The sequence below is a fragment of the Sphingobium sp. HDIP04 genome (assembly GCF_000445085.1).
GTDB lineage: Bacteria > Pseudomonadota > Alphaproteobacteria > Sphingomonadales > Sphingomonadaceae > Sphingobium > Sphingobium indicum.
This window is the reverse complement of record NZ_ATDO01000046.1, coordinates 1-14,968: the sequence shown is the minus strand read 5'-3', so window position 1 is coordinate 14,968 and position 14,968 is coordinate 1. Positions and strand designations below refer to the sequence as shown.

Sequence of the window (14,968 nt, the reverse complement as noted above, 5' to 3'; positions counted from 1 at the left end):
GGTAGGTCCACTTGCCCCGCACCTTGACGTAGGTTTCATCCAGGCGCCAGCTCGGATCAAAGCCACGCCGCCAGAACCAGCGCAGCCGCTTCTCCATCTCCGGGGCGTAGCACTGGACCCAGCGATAGATCGTCGTATGGTCGACCGAAATGCCGCGTTCCGCCAGCATTTCCTCAAGGTCGCGATAGCTGATCGGATAGCGACAATACCAGCGCACCGCCCACAGGATCACATCACCCTGGAAATGGCGCCACTTGAAATCCGTCATCGTTCCGTCCGTCCAATCTCCGCCAAGCATGCTCAAGCTTCACGATTTTTGCAACAGAGCCGGCGCGCGGATCCTGTGGTGCACGCCCGTGTTTGGCCAGGCCGTGGGCACTCAACATATCGATGAGATTCTCGCGGTCTGGTATCCGACTCACAAAACCTTCCTCGATCTTTCGGATGCGCCCGGGGCTAAGGAAAGCTACCGCCTGAGAGGCGCCTGCGTGGCCTACGCCGTCATCCATCGATGCTCCGGCAGCAACTCTCCGCTCGACGGCAATGGCTAGAACGATTCCTCGATTGACATGATATTCATCATGCGATATGCATCGCCGACCGGGCAGACCAGAAAATCGCTCAAGGAGAATATCGATGAGCCTCGGCGCAAAGCCATTTGGCGAGAAGAAATTCATTGAGATCAAGGGCCGGCGCATGGCCTATATCGATGAAGGGACCGGCGATCCGATCCTCTTCCAGCACGGCAATCCGACGTCGTCCTATCTGTGGCGCAATATCATGCCGCATTGCGCCGGGCTGGGACGGCTGATCGCCTGTGACCTGATCGGCATGGGCGATTCGGACAAGCTCGATCCGTCGGGGCCCGAGCGTTATGCCTATGCCGAGCATCGTGACTATCTCGACGCGCTGTGGGAGGCGCTCGATCTCGGGGACAGGGTTGTTCTGGTCGTGCATGACTGGGGGTCCGTCCTCGGCTTCGACTGGGCCCGCCGCCACCGCGAGCGTGTACAGGGGATTGCCTATATGGAAGCGGTCACCATGCCGCTCGAATGGGCGGATTTTCCCGAACAGGATCGCGATCTGTTTCAGGCCTTTCGCTCGCAGGCGGGCGAAGAATTGGTGTTGCAGGACAATGTTTTTGTCGAACAAGTTCTCCCCGGATTGATCCTGCGCCCCTTAAGCGAAGCGGAGATGGCCGCCTATCGCGAGCCCTTCCTCGCCGCCGGCGAAGCCCGTCGACCGACCCTGTCTTGGCCTCGCCAAATCCCGATCGCAGGCACCCCGGCCGACGTGGTCGCGATCGCCCGGGACTATGCCGGCTGGCTCAGCGAAAGCCCGATTCCGAAACTCTTCATCAACGCCGAGCCGGGACACCTGACCACGGGCCGAATACGCGACTTCTGCCGCACATGGCCAAACCAGACCGAAATCACGGTCGCAGGCGCCCATTTCATCCAGGAGGACAGTCCGGACGAGATTGGCGCGGCGATTGCGGCGTTTGTCCGGCGATTGCGCCCAGCATAATCCGGAACCGGCTCATTTTCTAAGATCCGAACAAACCACAGACGCGGCGACGCCGATCACCCGCGCAGGACAATAGGAGAGACCGACATGAGCGACGACATTTTTGGCTCTGTTGCAAAGATTGGCGGCAGTCAGAGGTAGGCTGTCGCTCTGCGCCGATCAGGCGGCTGCTGCGAAATGGTGGTTGAGCATGCCCATGGCCTCCGTCAGCGCCGAGGGCCCAATGCCAAAAGCTCTCTCCACAAGGCGCACCTCGCCCCTGATGCCGGGCTGCAGGCACCAGGGGCGAGCCTGTCCTTTGCGCAGGGCTCGCATGACTTCGAATCCCTTGATCGTGGCATAGGCCGTGGGGATCGATTTGAAACCGCGCACCGGCTTGATCAGTATCTTGAGCTTTCCGTGATCGGCCTCGATCACGTTATTGAGATACTTCACCTGCCGGTGGGCCGTCTCCCGGTCCAGCTTTCCTTCGCGCTTCAATTCGGTGATCGCTGCACCATAGCTCGGCGCTTTGTCGGTATTGAGCGTGGCAGGCTTTTCCCAGTGCTTCAGGCCTCGCAGGGCCTTGCCCAGGAACCGCTTCGCTGCCTTGGCGCTGCGGGTCGGCGACAGGTAGAAATCGATCGTGTCGCCCCGCTTGTCGACTGCCCGGTACAGGTAGGTCCACTTGCCCCGCACCTTGACGTAGGTTTCATCCAGGCGCCAGCTCGGATCAAAGCCACGCCGCCAGAACCAGCGCAGCCGCTTCTCCATCTCCGGGGCGTAGCACTGGACCCAGCGATAGATCGTCGTATGGTCGACCGAAATGCCGCGTTCCGCCAGCATTTCCTCAAGGTCGCGATAGCTGATCGGATAGCGACAATACCAGCGCACCGCCCACAGGATCACATCACCCTGGAAATGGCGCCACTTGAAATCCGTCATCGTTCCGTCCGTCCAATCTCCGCCAAGCATGCTCAAGCTTCACGATTTTTGCAACAGAGCCGGTCGATCTGCAACGCGATGCGCTCACGGCCGCTGGTGTCGATCAACGGCACCTCTACTCCGACAAGGCTTCCGGTGCGCGCGACGATCGCGCCGGCCTGAAAGCCTGCCTCGACTACATGAACGCCGGCGACACGCTGGTTGTCTGGAAGCTCGATCGGCTCGGCCGCTCGCTGCCGCACCTGCTGGCGATCGTCACCGACCTCAAGGAACGCGGCATCGCCTTCCGGTCGCTGACCGAACAGATGGATACCACCACGCCGCATGGCGAGTTGCTGTTCTCGCTGTTCGGCGCGCTCGCCCAATACGAGCGAGCGTTGACGCGGGAGCGGATCATGGCGGGCCTGGCCGCCGCAAAGCGGCGGGGCCGACAAGGTGGACGACCGCCGACGATCGCCGCGGAAAAGATGCAGTTGATAGTTGCCGCTCTGTCCAATGGGGCCAGCAAAGCGTCGGTTTCTCGCACGTTCAGCGTGCCGCGATCAACATTGACGGACACGTTGGAGCGGATCGGGTGGTCAGCGCCGGTCAAGGATACGCCTTGAATAACGACAAAAATATAATTATATTCCCGTCATGTTATCCATGCGCTTTTCCTGGCACCCAGCCAAAGCCGAGAGCAATCTGAGAAAGCATGGCATCAGTTTCGAGACGGCCGCCAGCGCCTTCGCAGACCCCTTTGCGCTTAGCGTGCATGATCGGATCGAAGGCGGCGAGCAACGATGGCAGACCTTGGGCCTGGTCGAAGGACATTTACTCCTGCTGGTGGCCCACACCGTCGCTGAGGATGACGACGACGGCGAATATGTGGAGATCATCCATATCATTTCGGCCCGAAAAGCCGATCGAAAGGAAAGACGACGTTATGAAGAAGAAAGACGCTGATACCGTCCGCTTCCAGCTCGATCCGGGCAATCTGCCCCCCTTGACCGAGGCACAGAAGGCCGAGCTGGATGCCCTGCAGGCGATGCCGGATAGCGGTATCGACTATAGTGATGCCCCGACGCTGACAGAGGATTTCTGGAAGACCGCCGAGCGTGGACGGTTCTATAAGCCGATCAAGCAGCAGGTAACGGCGCGGCTCGACGCCGATGTGCTTGCTTGGCTCAAATCCCAGGGCAAGGGCTATCAGGCTCGCATGAACGCAATCCTTCGGCGCGAGATGTTGGCGGCTGCGAAGGAGCGCCGACACGCTTGACGTGCAGGCCGCAGATGGATGCCGCTTTCACGGCCGGGAGTAACCCGGCCCGGCGTAGGCGCGCGAAGCCGCCAGAGTTGCGGCAATCATGTGTTTTTCGCTATGCTCTTTCTTCTAAAATAGCGACCGGTGAAAAATCCGATCCACGCAATTGCTGGAACAAGCCAAGGCCAAAAGGAAGATAAGAGTAGAATCATGTCGCCCCAGCGGCTCCGAGCAATAGCGTTAATGCAGTCGATCCCAATGTTATCGGAGTAGCGACAAATATTCCGAATTTTTGGTTTGCAAATGATACGAGCGAACAGACCAGTAAGATCACGAATATATCTGGCCAAAATTCACCCAACATACGTATCACGTTGTCTTTCTCCACGAACAGCCATCTACATGCGGCGCACTGCAACCCTAAGTCCAAGAAATCCGTCAAGTAACGAAATTTTGTTAAGAGTCTGTCTTGAATCTCATGGGTAACGAGCGATGCGTCGGATGAGGACGATGGCAGCGGCGGCATAGAGGAGCGCGGTTGCGGATTTGATGGTCCGCTCGAAGTCTTTGGCCAGACGGCGATTGCGGTTGATCCATGCGAAGGTGCGTTCGACGATCCATCGTCTGGGATGGACGACGAAGCCGGTCTGATCGGCGAATTTGCGGACGATTTCGATCGTAATGGAGGTGGCGTCCCGGACGCGATCGCTGTTGTAGGCGCTGTCGGCATAGGCGCGCGCGACGAAGGGATGCCGCTGGTGAGACTGCTGGAGCAAGGGCACCGCGCCATCGCGGTCCTGCACATCGGCAGGATGGACCAGTATGATAAGGGCGCGACCATCGGTATCGACCATTGCATGGCGTTTGCGTCCCATGGTCTTCTTGCCTGCGTCGTAACCACGAGGTCCGCCTGCTTCGGTGGTCTTCACGCTCTGGCTGTCGATGACTGCCGCGGATGGTGCTGGTTCTCGCCCTGTCCGGATGCGATCGATCCGAACGAGATGATGATTGAGGCTTTCGAATACCCCATCGTCGCGCAAGGTGCAGAACCACTGGTATACCGTGCGCCATGGCGGAAAACTGTCGGGCAAAAGCCGCCAGGGACATCCTGCCCGTAGCAGATAGAAAATGGCTTCGACGATTTCGCGCATCGGCCAGCATCGCCGTCGTCCGCGCTGGCTGGCTCAGGGTCTGGACGATTTGCTAGCCCGACGACCGGGGCAGGCCGCGACATGGCTATCCTGGCTGCGCAATGCGCCACAATCGCCGGCAGAGCGCAACATCCTGCGCCTGATCGGACGGCTCGCCTATCCGGCACGAAGCAACATACAGCGTGGGTCTGGATGTCAGCCAGCGCAGCACGAGCATCTGTGTTCTCGATCCCGACGGCAAGACCGTGGTGGAAGGGCAGGCGAAGACTAACCCGTTCGAGATCGGCCGCTATTTGCAGAAGCGCCTGGAAGGGCCGCTGAAGCTCGGTATGGATCGCATTCTGGCTCTACCATGGGCTGCGCAGGAGCGGCGTCTGGTTGAGAAGCGTCTTGAGGCGCAGGGGCGGTTAACCTGCACCGTCAGACGTAGCGCTCACTTATCGAGAAGATCGTTTGTGCCTTTGGCGCTCGGCTAAACAGCGCATGGAAAGCGTCACCTGCTGCAGCTATGCCCTGTTCTGCCAATGTCCGCGTCGGCCAATAAAGTTCGCGCACACCGATCACCGAGGGGCCGGGGAGGACGAGCTTTTCGATCGGATGGCACCGGGTATGGCGAAATGCGCCAAGACGCTCGCCAAGTGCGAAATCGTCGTCTCCGGCCCAGGCCGTGCCGCCTTCCTCGAACACCACCTGGGTAAGCTTGGCGAAGTTCGGTCGTCGGTCGATCGACCAGTTATAGGCCGCCTCGTCACCGCGCAGCGCTTCGGCGCGGCTTTTGAGAACCTCTTCGCGTGCGAAAACGGCAAAGAAGTTGTCCATGTCGACGAAATTCGGCTCATCTTTCAGCGCATAGGCCACATAATCAGGATCGGTCACGAAGGCGGCAGCGTCCGCTTCGCTGTCGAACCAGACTTCGGCGATGCCTTCGTAGCGGTTCTGATCGGCATCGAGGAAATCGACGTCGACCTGATGGCTCTGGACATAGCGCTTGATAATCCGGATGCCTTGTCCCAGCGAGCCGTGGGGATAGCGCCAGTGATCGTGAAACGCCTGAGGCGTCATTCCCACTCTCCGTGCGAAGACCGCCATCATTCGTATTGCGCTCATAGTCCGGTTCCCAACGGTTCTGGCAGTTCAGATTGCGGTGTAGCCGCCATCGGCAGCAATGGCGGCGCCGGTGACGAACGAAGAGGCATCCGACAGCAACCAGGCTGCCGTTTCGCCGATCTCCGCCGGTTCGCCATATCGACCGATCGGGTGGGCGGTTTTCAGGAATTCCGCGTGCGAAGGCTCGTTCTCGATCACCGACATCAGCATCGGAGTGCGGATAGCGCCCGGTAGAACTGCGTTCACGCGGATTCCCTGTTGCCCGTAATCGACGGCAGCGATCCGCGTCAGCCCGATAACGGCATGTTTGGCTGCGATGTACTCGCCATGTGCGGGGATCGCGACGGTGCCGCCAACCGACGCCGTGTTCACGATCGAACCGCCGCTCCCCGCTTTCAGCATCGCTGCGATCTGATGTTTCATGCAATGAAAAACGCCGAGCACGTTGATATCCAGGGATCGTTGGAAATCGGCGCTCGTCAGTTGATGAAGCGGCACGTTGACCGGCGGCAGCCCCGCATTGTTGAATGCGCCATCAAGGCGACCGAATTCGGTGATGGCGAGTTCCACGGTCGACCACGCGTTGTCCTCGATACTGACGTCGCAATGGCTGTAGACGGCGTTGCCACCTTCCGCGCGTATCAGTCTGACCGTTTCCTCGGCTGCGGCTTCGACGATATCGGCGACAACCACATTCGCGCCCCGACGGGCAAGAATAAGGGCGGCAGCGCGGCCGATACTGCCGCCTGCGCCCGTCACGATATAGCTGCGTTGCTCCAATCCGGACATTGAGGACCCCATTTTTGACTGACGGGCAAGTGAAGGGCGCTGCCTGTCAGATGCCCAGCGCTTCGCGCACGGTCCTGGCGTTCACCCAGCGATCGACGTGGTGAAGGTTGTGGCGGATCTGTACTTCGCCATCCTGCAACTGCATCGTATCGTATGCGCCGGCCTCGATGCCGCGCTGGGTGCGTTCGGTGTTCGTCACGTCCTCCAGCAGGATTTCCGCGATGCGCGTGATATAGAGTTCCTGTTGCAGCTTTTCCCGCCCGGTCAGTGGCTTGGGTACATGAAACTCGGCTTCCCACCGCGTGCGATTGACGCTGATCGGCCAGAACCTGTGCGACCAGAAACCGCCGGGCGAAAGGTTTATGTGCAGCGTGGGAAAAGCGACGGCGATGTCCAGCGCCCAGTGTTTCGATTGCTTGGGATTGATCGCGGGATGATCGAGATACTCGGTCATCCCCGCCGTTTCCGCGGCACCCAGCACGTTGCCGGTATCGCGGTTCGCATAGGCCATCTTTTCGACCATCGCATCTTCGGGCGGAGCGTAGTCCGGATTGCCGAAAGTGGAAAACTGGCGGTGTGGTCCCCAGAAGCGTGCATCGAGCGGGCGGGAATGCGGATTGACCGCGCTGGCGAAAGTCTTGCCGATCGTCGCCGGGTGGATCGAAGGGATATGGTAGGTTTCCGAAAAGGCATCGGCCAGCACTTTCCAGTTCGCATCGAGATGCGCCTCGAAATAGAGTGACGTATCCGTATTTTCCCAAGAAACCCCGGCAAACCGCGTTCCGAAGTCTCCAAGGAATTCCTGCAGGCTGACTTCGGGCTGCTTCTGGTGGTTGAGGAATATCCAGCCTTCCCACACATCGGTGGCGATCGGCACGAGGCCGCATTTCTTCTTGTCGAGATCGAAGAAGTTCGCCTCGTCTGGCACGCCCATCAGGCTGCCGTCGTTGCGGTAGACCCAGTTGTGGTAATTGCAGGAGAAGCGCGAGGCGCGGCCGCGCTCGGTCAACACGGCTCTGTTGCAAAAATCGTGAAGCTTGAGCATGCTTGGCGGAGATTGGACGGACGGAACGATGACGGATTTCAAGTGGCGCCATTTCCAGGGTGATGTGATCCTGTGGGCGGTGCGCTGGTATTGTCGCTATCCGATCAGCTATCGCGACCTTGAGGAAATGCTGGCGGAACGCGGCATTTCGGTCGACCATACGACGATCTATCGCTGGGTCCAGTGCTACGCCCCGGAGATGGAGAAGCGGCTGCGCTGGTTCTGGCGGCGTGGCTTTGATCCGAGCTGGCGCCTGGATGAAACCTACGTCAAGGTGCGGGGCAAGTGGACCTACCTGTACCGGGCAGTCGACAAGCGGGGCGACACGATCGATTTCTACCTGTCGCCGACCCGCAGCGCCAAGGCAGCGAAGCGGTTCCTGGGCAAGGCCCTGCGAGGCCTGAAGCACTGGGAAAAGCCTGCCACGCTCAATACCGACAAAGCGCCGAGCTATGGTGCAGCGATCACCGAATTGAAGCGCGAAGGAAAGCTGGACCGGGAGACGGCCCACCGGCAGGTGAAGTATCTCAATAACGTGATCGAGGCCGATCACGGAAAGCTCAAGATACTGATCAAGCCGGTGCGCGGTTTCAAATCGATCCCCACGGCCTATGCCACGATCAAGGGATTCGAAGTCATGCGAGCCCTGCGCAAAGGACAGGCTCGCCCCTGGTGCCTGCAGCCCGGCATCAGGGGCGAGGTGCGCCTTGTGGAGAGAGCTTTTGGCATTGGGCCCTCGGCGCTGACGGAGGCCATGGGCATGCTCAACCACCATTTCGCAGCAGCCGCCTGATCGGCGCAGAGCGACAGCCTACCTCTGACTGCCGCCAATCTTTGCAACAGAGCCACGGCACCTATCTCCAGATCTTGGACGTCAATCGCAACGATGGTTCGATCAAGTCGTTCAATCAGGAACTGCGTCTGGCCAACGACGCACGCTCGTCTTTCCGATGGGTGGTCGGTGCCAATTACGAACACAGCCGTGTGCGCGAGGACGATGAAGTCAACTACGCCGATTCGACATCCAGCTATGTCAATACACAGGTTATCGGGCAGGATTATGATCAGGCCGGCTACAACAACCGGCAGCGCCTGAAGAACTATGCGGTTTTCGGCAATGTCGAATATGACATCAGCGATCAACTGACGCTGAAGGGCGGCATACGCTATACCGAGGCGAAGCGTTCCTCGGTCAACAAGACATTCGACCTTGGCGATGGCTCAATCTCGTCTTTGTTCACCACCGTCATCAACACCTATCGCCAGATCTTCGATTTCGGCGGCCCGATACCGCTGGTGCCATTGGGAGATTCGGTTTCGCTGAACAGCCAGACGGGCTTGCCGGGCACGTTTCGGGACAAGCTGAATGAAAACAGCACGTCATGGATGCTCGGCGTGAACTACAAGGCGACGCCGACGCTCCTGCTCTACGCCAATGTTTCGAAAGGGTACAAGGCGGGAAGTTTCCCGGGCGTCTCCGCCGGAACGTTCGCGCAATATGCCGCCGTCACGCAGGAATCGCTGGTCGATTACGAAGCAGGCTTCAAGACCACACTGTTCGATCGCAAAGTGACGCTGAATGGCGGCGTTTTCTATTATGACTACAAGAACAAGCAGCTGCGCGCCAAGATCGTCGATCCGTTCTTCAATGCGCTGGATGGCCTGGTCAATGTCCCCAAGTCGCGCGTCAAGGGTGCCGAACTGGAACTGAGCGCCAGAGTGGTCGAGGGGCTCACGGTCAGTGCGGCCGCGACCTATATCGACGCCAAGGTTCGCCACTATCAGGGGATCGTCGGCTCCGTTGCCAACGAAGTGGGCCTGTTCGATCCGATCCGGGGCGATTTCAGCGGCGCACGGCTGCCGTTTTCGCCCAAATGGCAATCGAGCCTGAGCGCGGACTACAGCCTGCCGCTGGGTGGCGTGAACCTAACCATGGGCACGACGATCTCCTCACAAAGCAAATCGCTGGGCGTTCTGGCCATCACCAACGCGGACAAGGATCTCTACGAGGTGAATGGCCGCACGCTCGTTTCCGCGCGGCTTGGCGTGGAAGCGCCTGATGGCCGCTGGGCGGTCTTCGGCTGGGGTCGCAATATCTTCAACAAGTATTACTGGACAAACACGATCCAGACTTACGATACCGTTGTTCGCTACGCTGGTCGACCCGCCGAATATGGCTTGACCGTGCGCTTCAAGTTCCAGTAATGAAACCGGAACGCCGATAAGAAACTGTTGGAGGGATAGATGTCTGATTTGAGCGGCAAGACGATAATCGTGACGGGTGGTGGCAGCGGCATCGGGCGCGCCACCGTGGAATTGCTGGTGGCCAGTGGTGCCAACGTCGCGGTGGCGGACATCAACGACGAGGCCGGTGAGGCGGTCGTCGCTGCGTCTGGCGGGAAGGCCGCCTATTTCCGGTGCGACATCGCACAGGAAGAGGACGTGAAGGCACTTGTCGCGCAGACTCTGGCGGCGTTCGGCGGGCTTGACGGCGCGTTCAACAATGCGGCGATCCCGCAGGCCGGACTGCCGCTTGCCGAAGTGTCGCTCGAACGGTTTCGGCAGAGCATGGATATCAATGTAACCGGCACGTTCCTGTGCATGAAGTACCAGATCCTTGCGATGATCGAGCGCGGGACGAAGGGATCGATCGTCAACACCGCATCCGTCGCTGGCGTGGTCGGCGTGCCGATGCACGGCGAATATGTCGGCGCGAAGCATGCGGTGGTCGGGCTGACCCGCGTGGCGGCGGCAGACTATGGCAAGCACGGCATTCGCGTGAACGCGCTTGTGCCCGGCGCGGTGCGCACGCCTATGCTGCAGCGCGCGATGGACAATGATGCGGGCCTTGAGCCCTATCTGAACTCGATCCACCCGATCGGCCGTTTCAGCGAACCGCACGAGCAGGCCCAGGCCGCCGTATGGTTGCTGTCCGACGCGGCTTCGTTCGTCACCGGCTCCTGCCTTGCAGCAGACGGCGGCTTTACCGCGATCTGATCATTTTACGGAGCAGCCTCCATGCACAGCATCAAGATACTCGCGACGATCCCGCGCCGGAAGGACATTTCGGAACAGCAGTTCCACGATCACTGGCGCCATCCGCACGGCACACTCAGCAAGAAGATCGCGTGCCTGCGCGGCTATGTGCAATCGCACCGGATCGTCTCTCCGCTGCTGCCTGATACACAGCTGGCCTACGACGGCATTACCGAGCTGTGGTATGACAGTCTCGACGATGCGCTCAACATGGGCAAAGATCCCGCGCATCGCAAATACAACATCCCCGACGAACCGCTGTTCGTCGACATGGACGGACTGAAGTTCACCTTCTTCGAGGAGGACATTATCCGCTCGCGACCGGCGGTGGACGATCCCGATGATGCGGCCGTGCAGTGGTCGCCCACCGAATGGTCGGTAAGCGTCAAGATCCTGCAACTGGTCAAGGCGGATGGCAATCCGGCCTGGGCAGGCGATCAGGACAAGGCGCTGGGCGATCGCATCGGCGCGTTTCGGCATGTCCGCTCGTTCGCGATAGACGCGGTGCACAAGGGCACCTCGCCGTTCATCGGCGCGCGCGAACTGTGGTGGCCGACGCTATCCGATTTCGAACGCGGCGTGGCGGGTGATCGCGCGGCGTTCGATGCGCTCCTGGCACAGGCCGGCCAGCATTACACGATGCTGGCATCGGCCGAGCGGGTGATCTGATGCCGGCCCCCGCGCTCGACGAGGAGCCCGTGCTGCCCCCCGGCTTCGAGGATCTTCTCGAATTCGTGCCGCACTGGATCGGCGAGACGGCGCAGGAACGATGGGATATCCGGGCGCGCGCGACTATGGCGGAGATAACCCGCTTCTACGATGTGCTGCTCTCCCGTTCGGAAGCCATCCTCGACCATGTCGAGACCTTTCCGCTCGACGCGATGCCGGCGCCGACGCTGCGCCTGTTCAGGCTACAGCTGGCGCTGGCTCACGCGGCGATGTCCGTAGAATTGCACAAGCAGCCGCGCGCGCACAATTCGCCCTATCCGCACCAGGTCCGCATCCTGCGGACGGCAGAGCCAACGCTGTAAAGGAGTTCGTCGCATGAACGAGATGACCGAGCTTGCCAGCATCGGCTCTGTTGCAAAGATTGGCGGCAGTCAGAGGTAGGCTGTCGCTCTGCGCCGATCAGGCGGCTGCTGCGAAATGGTGGTTGAGCATGCCCATGGCCTCCGTCAGCGCCGAGGGCCCAATGCCAAAAGCTCTCTCCACAAGGCGCACCTCGCCCCTGATGCCGGGCTGCAGGCACCAGGGGCGAGCCTGTCCTTTGCGCAGGGCTCGCATGACTTCGAATCCCTTGATCGTGGCATAGGCCGTGGGGATCGATTTGAAACCGCGCACCGGCTTGATCAGTATCTTGAGCTTTCCGTGATCGGCCTCGATCACGTTATTGAGATACTTCACCTGCCGGTGGGCCGTCTCCCGGTCCAGCTTTCCTTCGCGCTTCAATTCGGTGATCGCTGCACCATAGCTCGGCGCTTTGTCGGTATTGAGCGTGGCAGGCTTTTCCCAGTGCTTCAGGCCTCGCAGGGCCTTGCCCAGGAACCGCTTCGCTGCCTTGGCGCTGCGGGTCGGCGACAGGTAGAAATCGATCGTGTCGCCCCGCTTGTCGACTGCCCGGTACAGGTAGGTCCACTTGCCCCGCACCTTGACGTAGGTTTCATCCAGGCGCCAGCTCGGATCAAAGCCACGCCGCCAGAACCAGCGCAGCCGCTTCTCCATCTCCGGGGCGTAGCACTGGACCCAGCGATAGATCGTCGTATGGTCGACCGAAATGCCGCGTTCCGCCAGCATTTCCTCAAGGTCGCGATAGCTGATCGGATAGCGACAATACCAGCGCACCGCCCACAGGATCACATCACCCTGGAAATGGCGCCACTTGAAATCCGTCATCGTTCCGTCCGTCCAATCTCCGCCAAGCATGCTCAAGCTTCACGATTTTTGCAACAGAGCCTTTACGCCTTCGACGGCAATCCCATCGTCTCCCTGATGGCGGAGGAAAGCATCAGGGCGCTCGCCAGGAGCCTGCCGCTGATCAAGGCCGATCCCACCGATGCGAAGGCGCGGGGCGACGCGCTCTATGGCTGCTGGCTCGCCGGCAGCGTCCTGGGCGCGGCGAGCGTCGCGCTGCACCACAAGCTCTGCCACACGCTGGGCGGCACCTTCGACATGCCGCATGCGCAGACCCACACCGCCGTGCTGCCCCATGCGATCGCCTATAATGCGCCGTCGGTGCCGGAGGCGATGGAACGGGCTAGCCGCGCACTAGGCGGCGGCGACCCCGCGACCAAGCTGTACGAACTGGCGGTGGGCCTGGGCGCGGAAATGTCGCTGGCGAAGCTCGGCATGCCCAAGGACGGCATCGCGAAGGCCGCCGCGCTGGCGGTCGCCAACCCCTATCCCAACCCCCGTCCGATCACGGAGGAGGGCATCGTGCAGCTTCTGAGCCGCGCGGTGGAGGGGCTTCCGCCGATCACCGCATAAGCAAAGGCCTGATCCTGGAACAGTGCCGGCCGCATCCGATCATTTCCGGATGCGGCCGGTTCTCGATCATCCGGCGCTCCCGTTCGGCCATGGCCAAGGACGGGACGAAATTCAGCGGCTTTCCGCGCCGAGCCAGCCCTGCACCGCCGCCTTGATCGGCAACGGCAGTTCATGCCCGCCTTCATAAGGGATGAAAGTCGCCCGCGCGCCGCTGGGGCCGGAGAGATAGGCTTCCGCCTGCTCGAACTTGTGGCGCGGGATCACATCGTCGAATTGGCCCCGGCAGAAGAGGACCGGCTTGTCGAGCAGGCCGTTGTCCGGCAGGTCGCCGTCCTCCACCGCGAAGCAGCCGCCGATCATGATGAGGCCGCTATAGGCCCCCGGATTGCTGAGCAGAAGACTGGCGGCCATCGCGGCGCCGTTGCTGAAACCGCATAGCCAGGGCCGTTGGCGGCCGGTATCTGCGGCGATCCAGTCGCCGACCTTCGACGTTTCGCCCGACAGGCTGGAGGGCAGGGCGACGCCGATCCCGGCATTTTCGAACCAGGCGAACCCCGGCCCCTGGGGAAGCGGCCCGCGATAGGAGCGAACATTCGCGCGGCCGAAAAGGGGCAGCGCGAACCCCGCTTCCCTTTCGGTGCTGCCGCGGCCGTGAAGATATACGATGTCGCGGCCGGACGGAATGTCGGGATTGTCGTATCGCATGACGATGGCATTGTCTCGAGACATGTTCGCTTCCAATTCCTGGCGATGCGAAGCCGAAGCGGCGTCCGGTCCGACGGCGTCGGCCCGGCTGCTCCGGCTTCCTGTTTTAGCGGGCTTTCCGGTCGGCGGATATTCCGCCTGCCGGGAAATGCTCAAGGCGACCATAGCATGCGATGGCTGCTTTCAAAGCGCGGTCGCTCAATCCCCATGACCGATTTGTGGGCAGTTGGCCCCGTTTCGATCAAATCCGTATCGCGAATATTCCTAATTCATTTGCAGCAATTTCCTCCGCAGGCGAAAGCTGCGATCCTTTCCGGACGGCCCGATAAGCATAATAATCACCGACGTGCCGGATAAGACAGGCGCTGATCCATAACAGCGCATGGAGAGGATATTCCTATGCTTCGATCTCCGGGCAATGCGCGGCGCGTCCGTCGCAATCCGCTCCCGGCCTCGACGTCCGCTGGCCCGCTCGCTGCGTGTCCGGCCCATGCGCAACATGGTCCAGGGGGAAACCCCGCCGCCTGTTTTCCGGAACGGCGGGAATGGCCCGATGAACTGCGCGGGCAGGCAAGTTGCGACCGTGCACCGGCTGGAATTCGTCAGTAGGGGAAGATCGAATGCCTAATGGAATGCGCTGTTTGGATCCCTCGATCGCCGATCGGATCACATCATTGTCGACGATGAGAAATAATGAGGAGATATTCGAAACATTCGGCTTCAGCTATAACACGCTGAGAAAAGTCTCGAACGGCATGCCGCTTCGCAGGTCACTTGCGGATCGGATTGAGGAACGTGCCAGAAAGGTTTTCGAAGCCGATGGATTTTTGAACATTTCGGCCTGATCGCATCGGATGGAATGCTCCGGCCTGTCGTTTCGGAGCGTTTTCCGACCGGGCGGATGATTGCTTCCGTTCGGGGCGACGCTCCGGTGCCGAACATATGCATTAAGCCATT

Annotated in this window: 19 protein-coding genes and 1 pseudogene; 12 read left to right on the top strand and 8 right to left on the bottom strand. The window is 60.6% G+C overall.

Features of this window, described 5'->3' with window-relative positions; all coding sequences use genetic code 11:
* Positions 1-268, bottom strand: a 268-nt coding sequence (locus tag L286_RS27665) for an IS6 family transposase (RefSeq protein WP_004154064.1), incomplete at its 3' end; no start/stop codon positions are given.
* Between L286_RS27665 and L286_RS27660 the strand changes: the two genes are divergently transcribed.
* A complete protein-coding gene (locus L286_RS27660) occupies positions 255-551 on the top strand; it encodes a hypothetical protein (protein WP_235589608.1) in 297 nt (98 codons plus the stop codon). The genes L286_RS27665 and L286_RS27660 overlap by 14 nt on opposite strands.
* 85 nt (positions 552-636) lie before the next feature.
* Positions 637-1,527: a haloalkane dehalogenase gene (gene linB / locus L286_RS27655; RefSeq protein WP_021222972.1), complete on the top strand. Its 891-nt coding sequence runs from the start codon at positions 637-639 to the stop codon at positions 1,525-1,527.
* A gap of 159 nt (positions 1,528-1,686) precedes the next feature.
* On the opposite strand, the gene L286_RS27650 is transcribed toward linB, so the two are convergent.
* Entirely contained in the window at positions 1,687-2,451 is a 765-nt protein-coding gene (locus L286_RS27650; protein ID WP_001389365.1) for an IS6-like element IS6100 family transposase, read from the bottom strand.
* 44 nt (positions 2,452-2,495) lie between these two features.
* Here L286_RS27650 and L286_RS0124185 point away from each other — a divergent pair, with 44 nt between their 5' ends.
* Genes L286_RS0124185 through L286_RS27640 form a run of 3 tightly spaced genes read left to right on the top strand, consistent with a single transcriptional unit; the run spans position 2,496 to position 3,709 of the window.
* On the top strand, positions 2,496-3,056 hold the full coding sequence (locus L286_RS0124185; protein WP_029987071.1) for a recombinase family protein: 561 nt from the start codon (positions 2,496-2,498) through the stop codon (positions 3,054-3,056).
* 40 nt (positions 3,057-3,096) lie between these two features.
* Complete coding sequence (locus L286_RS27645) at positions 3,097-3,396, top strand: BrnT family toxin (RefSeq protein ID WP_013041561.1); 300 nt, start codon at positions 3,097-3,099, stop codon at positions 3,394-3,396.
* Positions 3,377-3,709 carry a BrnA antitoxin family protein gene (locus tag L286_RS27640; protein ID WP_007682049.1) on the top strand — a complete coding sequence of 111 codons (333 nt, stop codon included), beginning with the start codon at positions 3,377-3,379 and terminating at the stop codon, positions 3,707-3,709. Before L286_RS27645 ends, L286_RS27640 begins: the two co-directional genes overlap by 20 nt.
* Positions 3,710-4,170: 461 nt before the next feature.
* On the opposite strand, the pseudogene L286_RS27635 reads toward L286_RS27640, so the two are convergent.
* A pseudogene (locus L286_RS27635) lies at positions 4,171-4,866 on the bottom strand (IS5 family transposase); the annotation flags it as partial.
* A gap of 161 nt (positions 4,867-5,027) precedes the next feature.
* Between L286_RS27635 and L286_RS48870 the strand changes: the two are divergent.
* Positions 5,028-5,321 carry a hypothetical protein gene (locus L286_RS48870; protein ID WP_145907151.1) on the top strand — a complete coding sequence of 98 codons (294 nt, stop codon included), beginning with the start codon at positions 5,028-5,030 and terminating at the stop codon, positions 5,319-5,321.
* Here the strand turns inward: L286_RS48870 and L286_RS27630 are convergent.
* The 3 genes from L286_RS27630 to L286_RS27620 are packed head-to-tail and all read right to left on the bottom strand — an operon-like array spanning position 5,266 to position 7,828.
* On the bottom strand, positions 5,266-5,934 hold the full coding sequence (locus tag L286_RS27630) for an EthD domain-containing protein (protein ID WP_081440685.1): 669 nt from the start codon (positions 5,932-5,934) through the stop codon (positions 5,266-5,268). The genes L286_RS48870 and L286_RS27630 overlap by 56 nt on opposite strands.
* A 45-nt stretch (positions 5,935-5,979) precedes the next feature.
* The gene (locus tag L286_RS27625) at positions 5,980-6,741 is read right to left on the bottom strand and encodes an SDR family NAD(P)-dependent oxidoreductase (RefSeq protein WP_007682039.1); all 762 of its coding nucleotides are present in this window, start codon (positions 6,739-6,741) and stop codon (positions 5,980-5,982) included.
* A 46-nt stretch (positions 6,742-6,787) separates the two neighbouring features.
* Positions 6,788-7,828, bottom strand: coding sequence for an aromatic ring-hydroxylating oxygenase subunit alpha (locus tag L286_RS27620; RefSeq protein WP_238559290.1), 1,041 nt, complete (start codon positions 7,826-7,828; stop codon positions 6,788-6,790).
* On the opposite strand from L286_RS27620, the gene L286_RS27615 reads away from it, so the two are divergent.
* The 5 genes from L286_RS27615 to L286_RS27595 are packed head-to-tail and all read left to right on the top strand — an operon-like array spanning position 7,815 to position 11,853.
* Complete coding sequence (locus L286_RS27615; RefSeq protein WP_001389365.1) at positions 7,815-8,579, top strand: IS6-like element IS6100 family transposase; 765 nt, start codon at positions 7,815-7,817, stop codon at positions 8,577-8,579. The two genes, L286_RS27620 and L286_RS27615, sit on opposite strands and share 14 nt — an antisense overlap.
* Positions 8,580-8,620: 41 nt before the next feature.
* Positions 8,621-9,991 (top strand): TonB-dependent receptor, encoded by a 1,371-nt coding sequence (locus tag L286_RS27610; protein ID WP_007682392.1) that lies wholly within the window; start codon positions 8,621-8,623, stop codon positions 9,989-9,991.
* A gap of 39 nt (positions 9,992-10,030) precedes the next feature.
* Positions 10,031-10,783 (top strand): 2,5-dichloro-2,5-cyclohexadiene-1,4-diol dehydrogenase LinC, encoded by a 753-nt coding sequence (gene linC, locus L286_RS27605; RefSeq protein WP_015460611.1) that lies wholly within the window; start codon positions 10,031-10,033, stop codon positions 10,781-10,783.
* Positions 10,784-10,804: 21 nt separating this feature from the next.
* Positions 10,805-11,491, top strand: a complete 687-nt coding sequence (locus L286_RS27600; RefSeq protein WP_007682394.1) for an EthD domain-containing protein — start codon at positions 10,805-10,807, stop codon at positions 11,489-11,491.
* Positions 11,491-11,853: a hypothetical protein gene (locus tag L286_RS27595; protein WP_007682395.1), complete on the top strand. Its 363-nt coding sequence runs from the start codon at positions 11,491-11,493 to the stop codon at positions 11,851-11,853. The genes L286_RS27600 and L286_RS27595 overlap by 1 nt, the downstream gene beginning before the upstream one ends.
* Before the next feature lie 97 nt (positions 11,854-11,950).
* Here the strand turns inward: L286_RS27595 and L286_RS27590 are convergent, their stop codons facing one another.
* The gene (locus L286_RS27590) at positions 11,951-12,715 is read right to left on the bottom strand and encodes an IS6-like element IS6100 family transposase (RefSeq protein WP_001389365.1); all 765 of its coding nucleotides are present in this window, start codon (positions 12,713-12,715) and stop codon (positions 11,951-11,953) included.
* Between the two features lie 48 nt (positions 12,716-12,763).
* On the opposite strand from L286_RS27590, the gene L286_RS27585 reads away from it, so the two are divergent.
* A complete protein-coding gene (locus L286_RS27585; protein WP_015460612.1) occupies positions 12,764-13,306 on the top strand; it encodes an iron-containing alcohol dehydrogenase in 543 nt (180 codons plus the stop codon).
* A 111-nt stretch (positions 13,307-13,417) separates the two neighbouring features.
* Here the strand turns inward: L286_RS27585 and L286_RS27580 are convergent, their stop codons facing one another.
* Positions 13,418-14,035, bottom strand: coding sequence for an alpha/beta hydrolase (locus L286_RS27580; protein ID WP_013054035.1), 618 nt, complete (start codon positions 14,033-14,035; stop codon positions 13,418-13,420).
* Positions 14,036-14,968 lie beyond the last annotated feature (933 nt).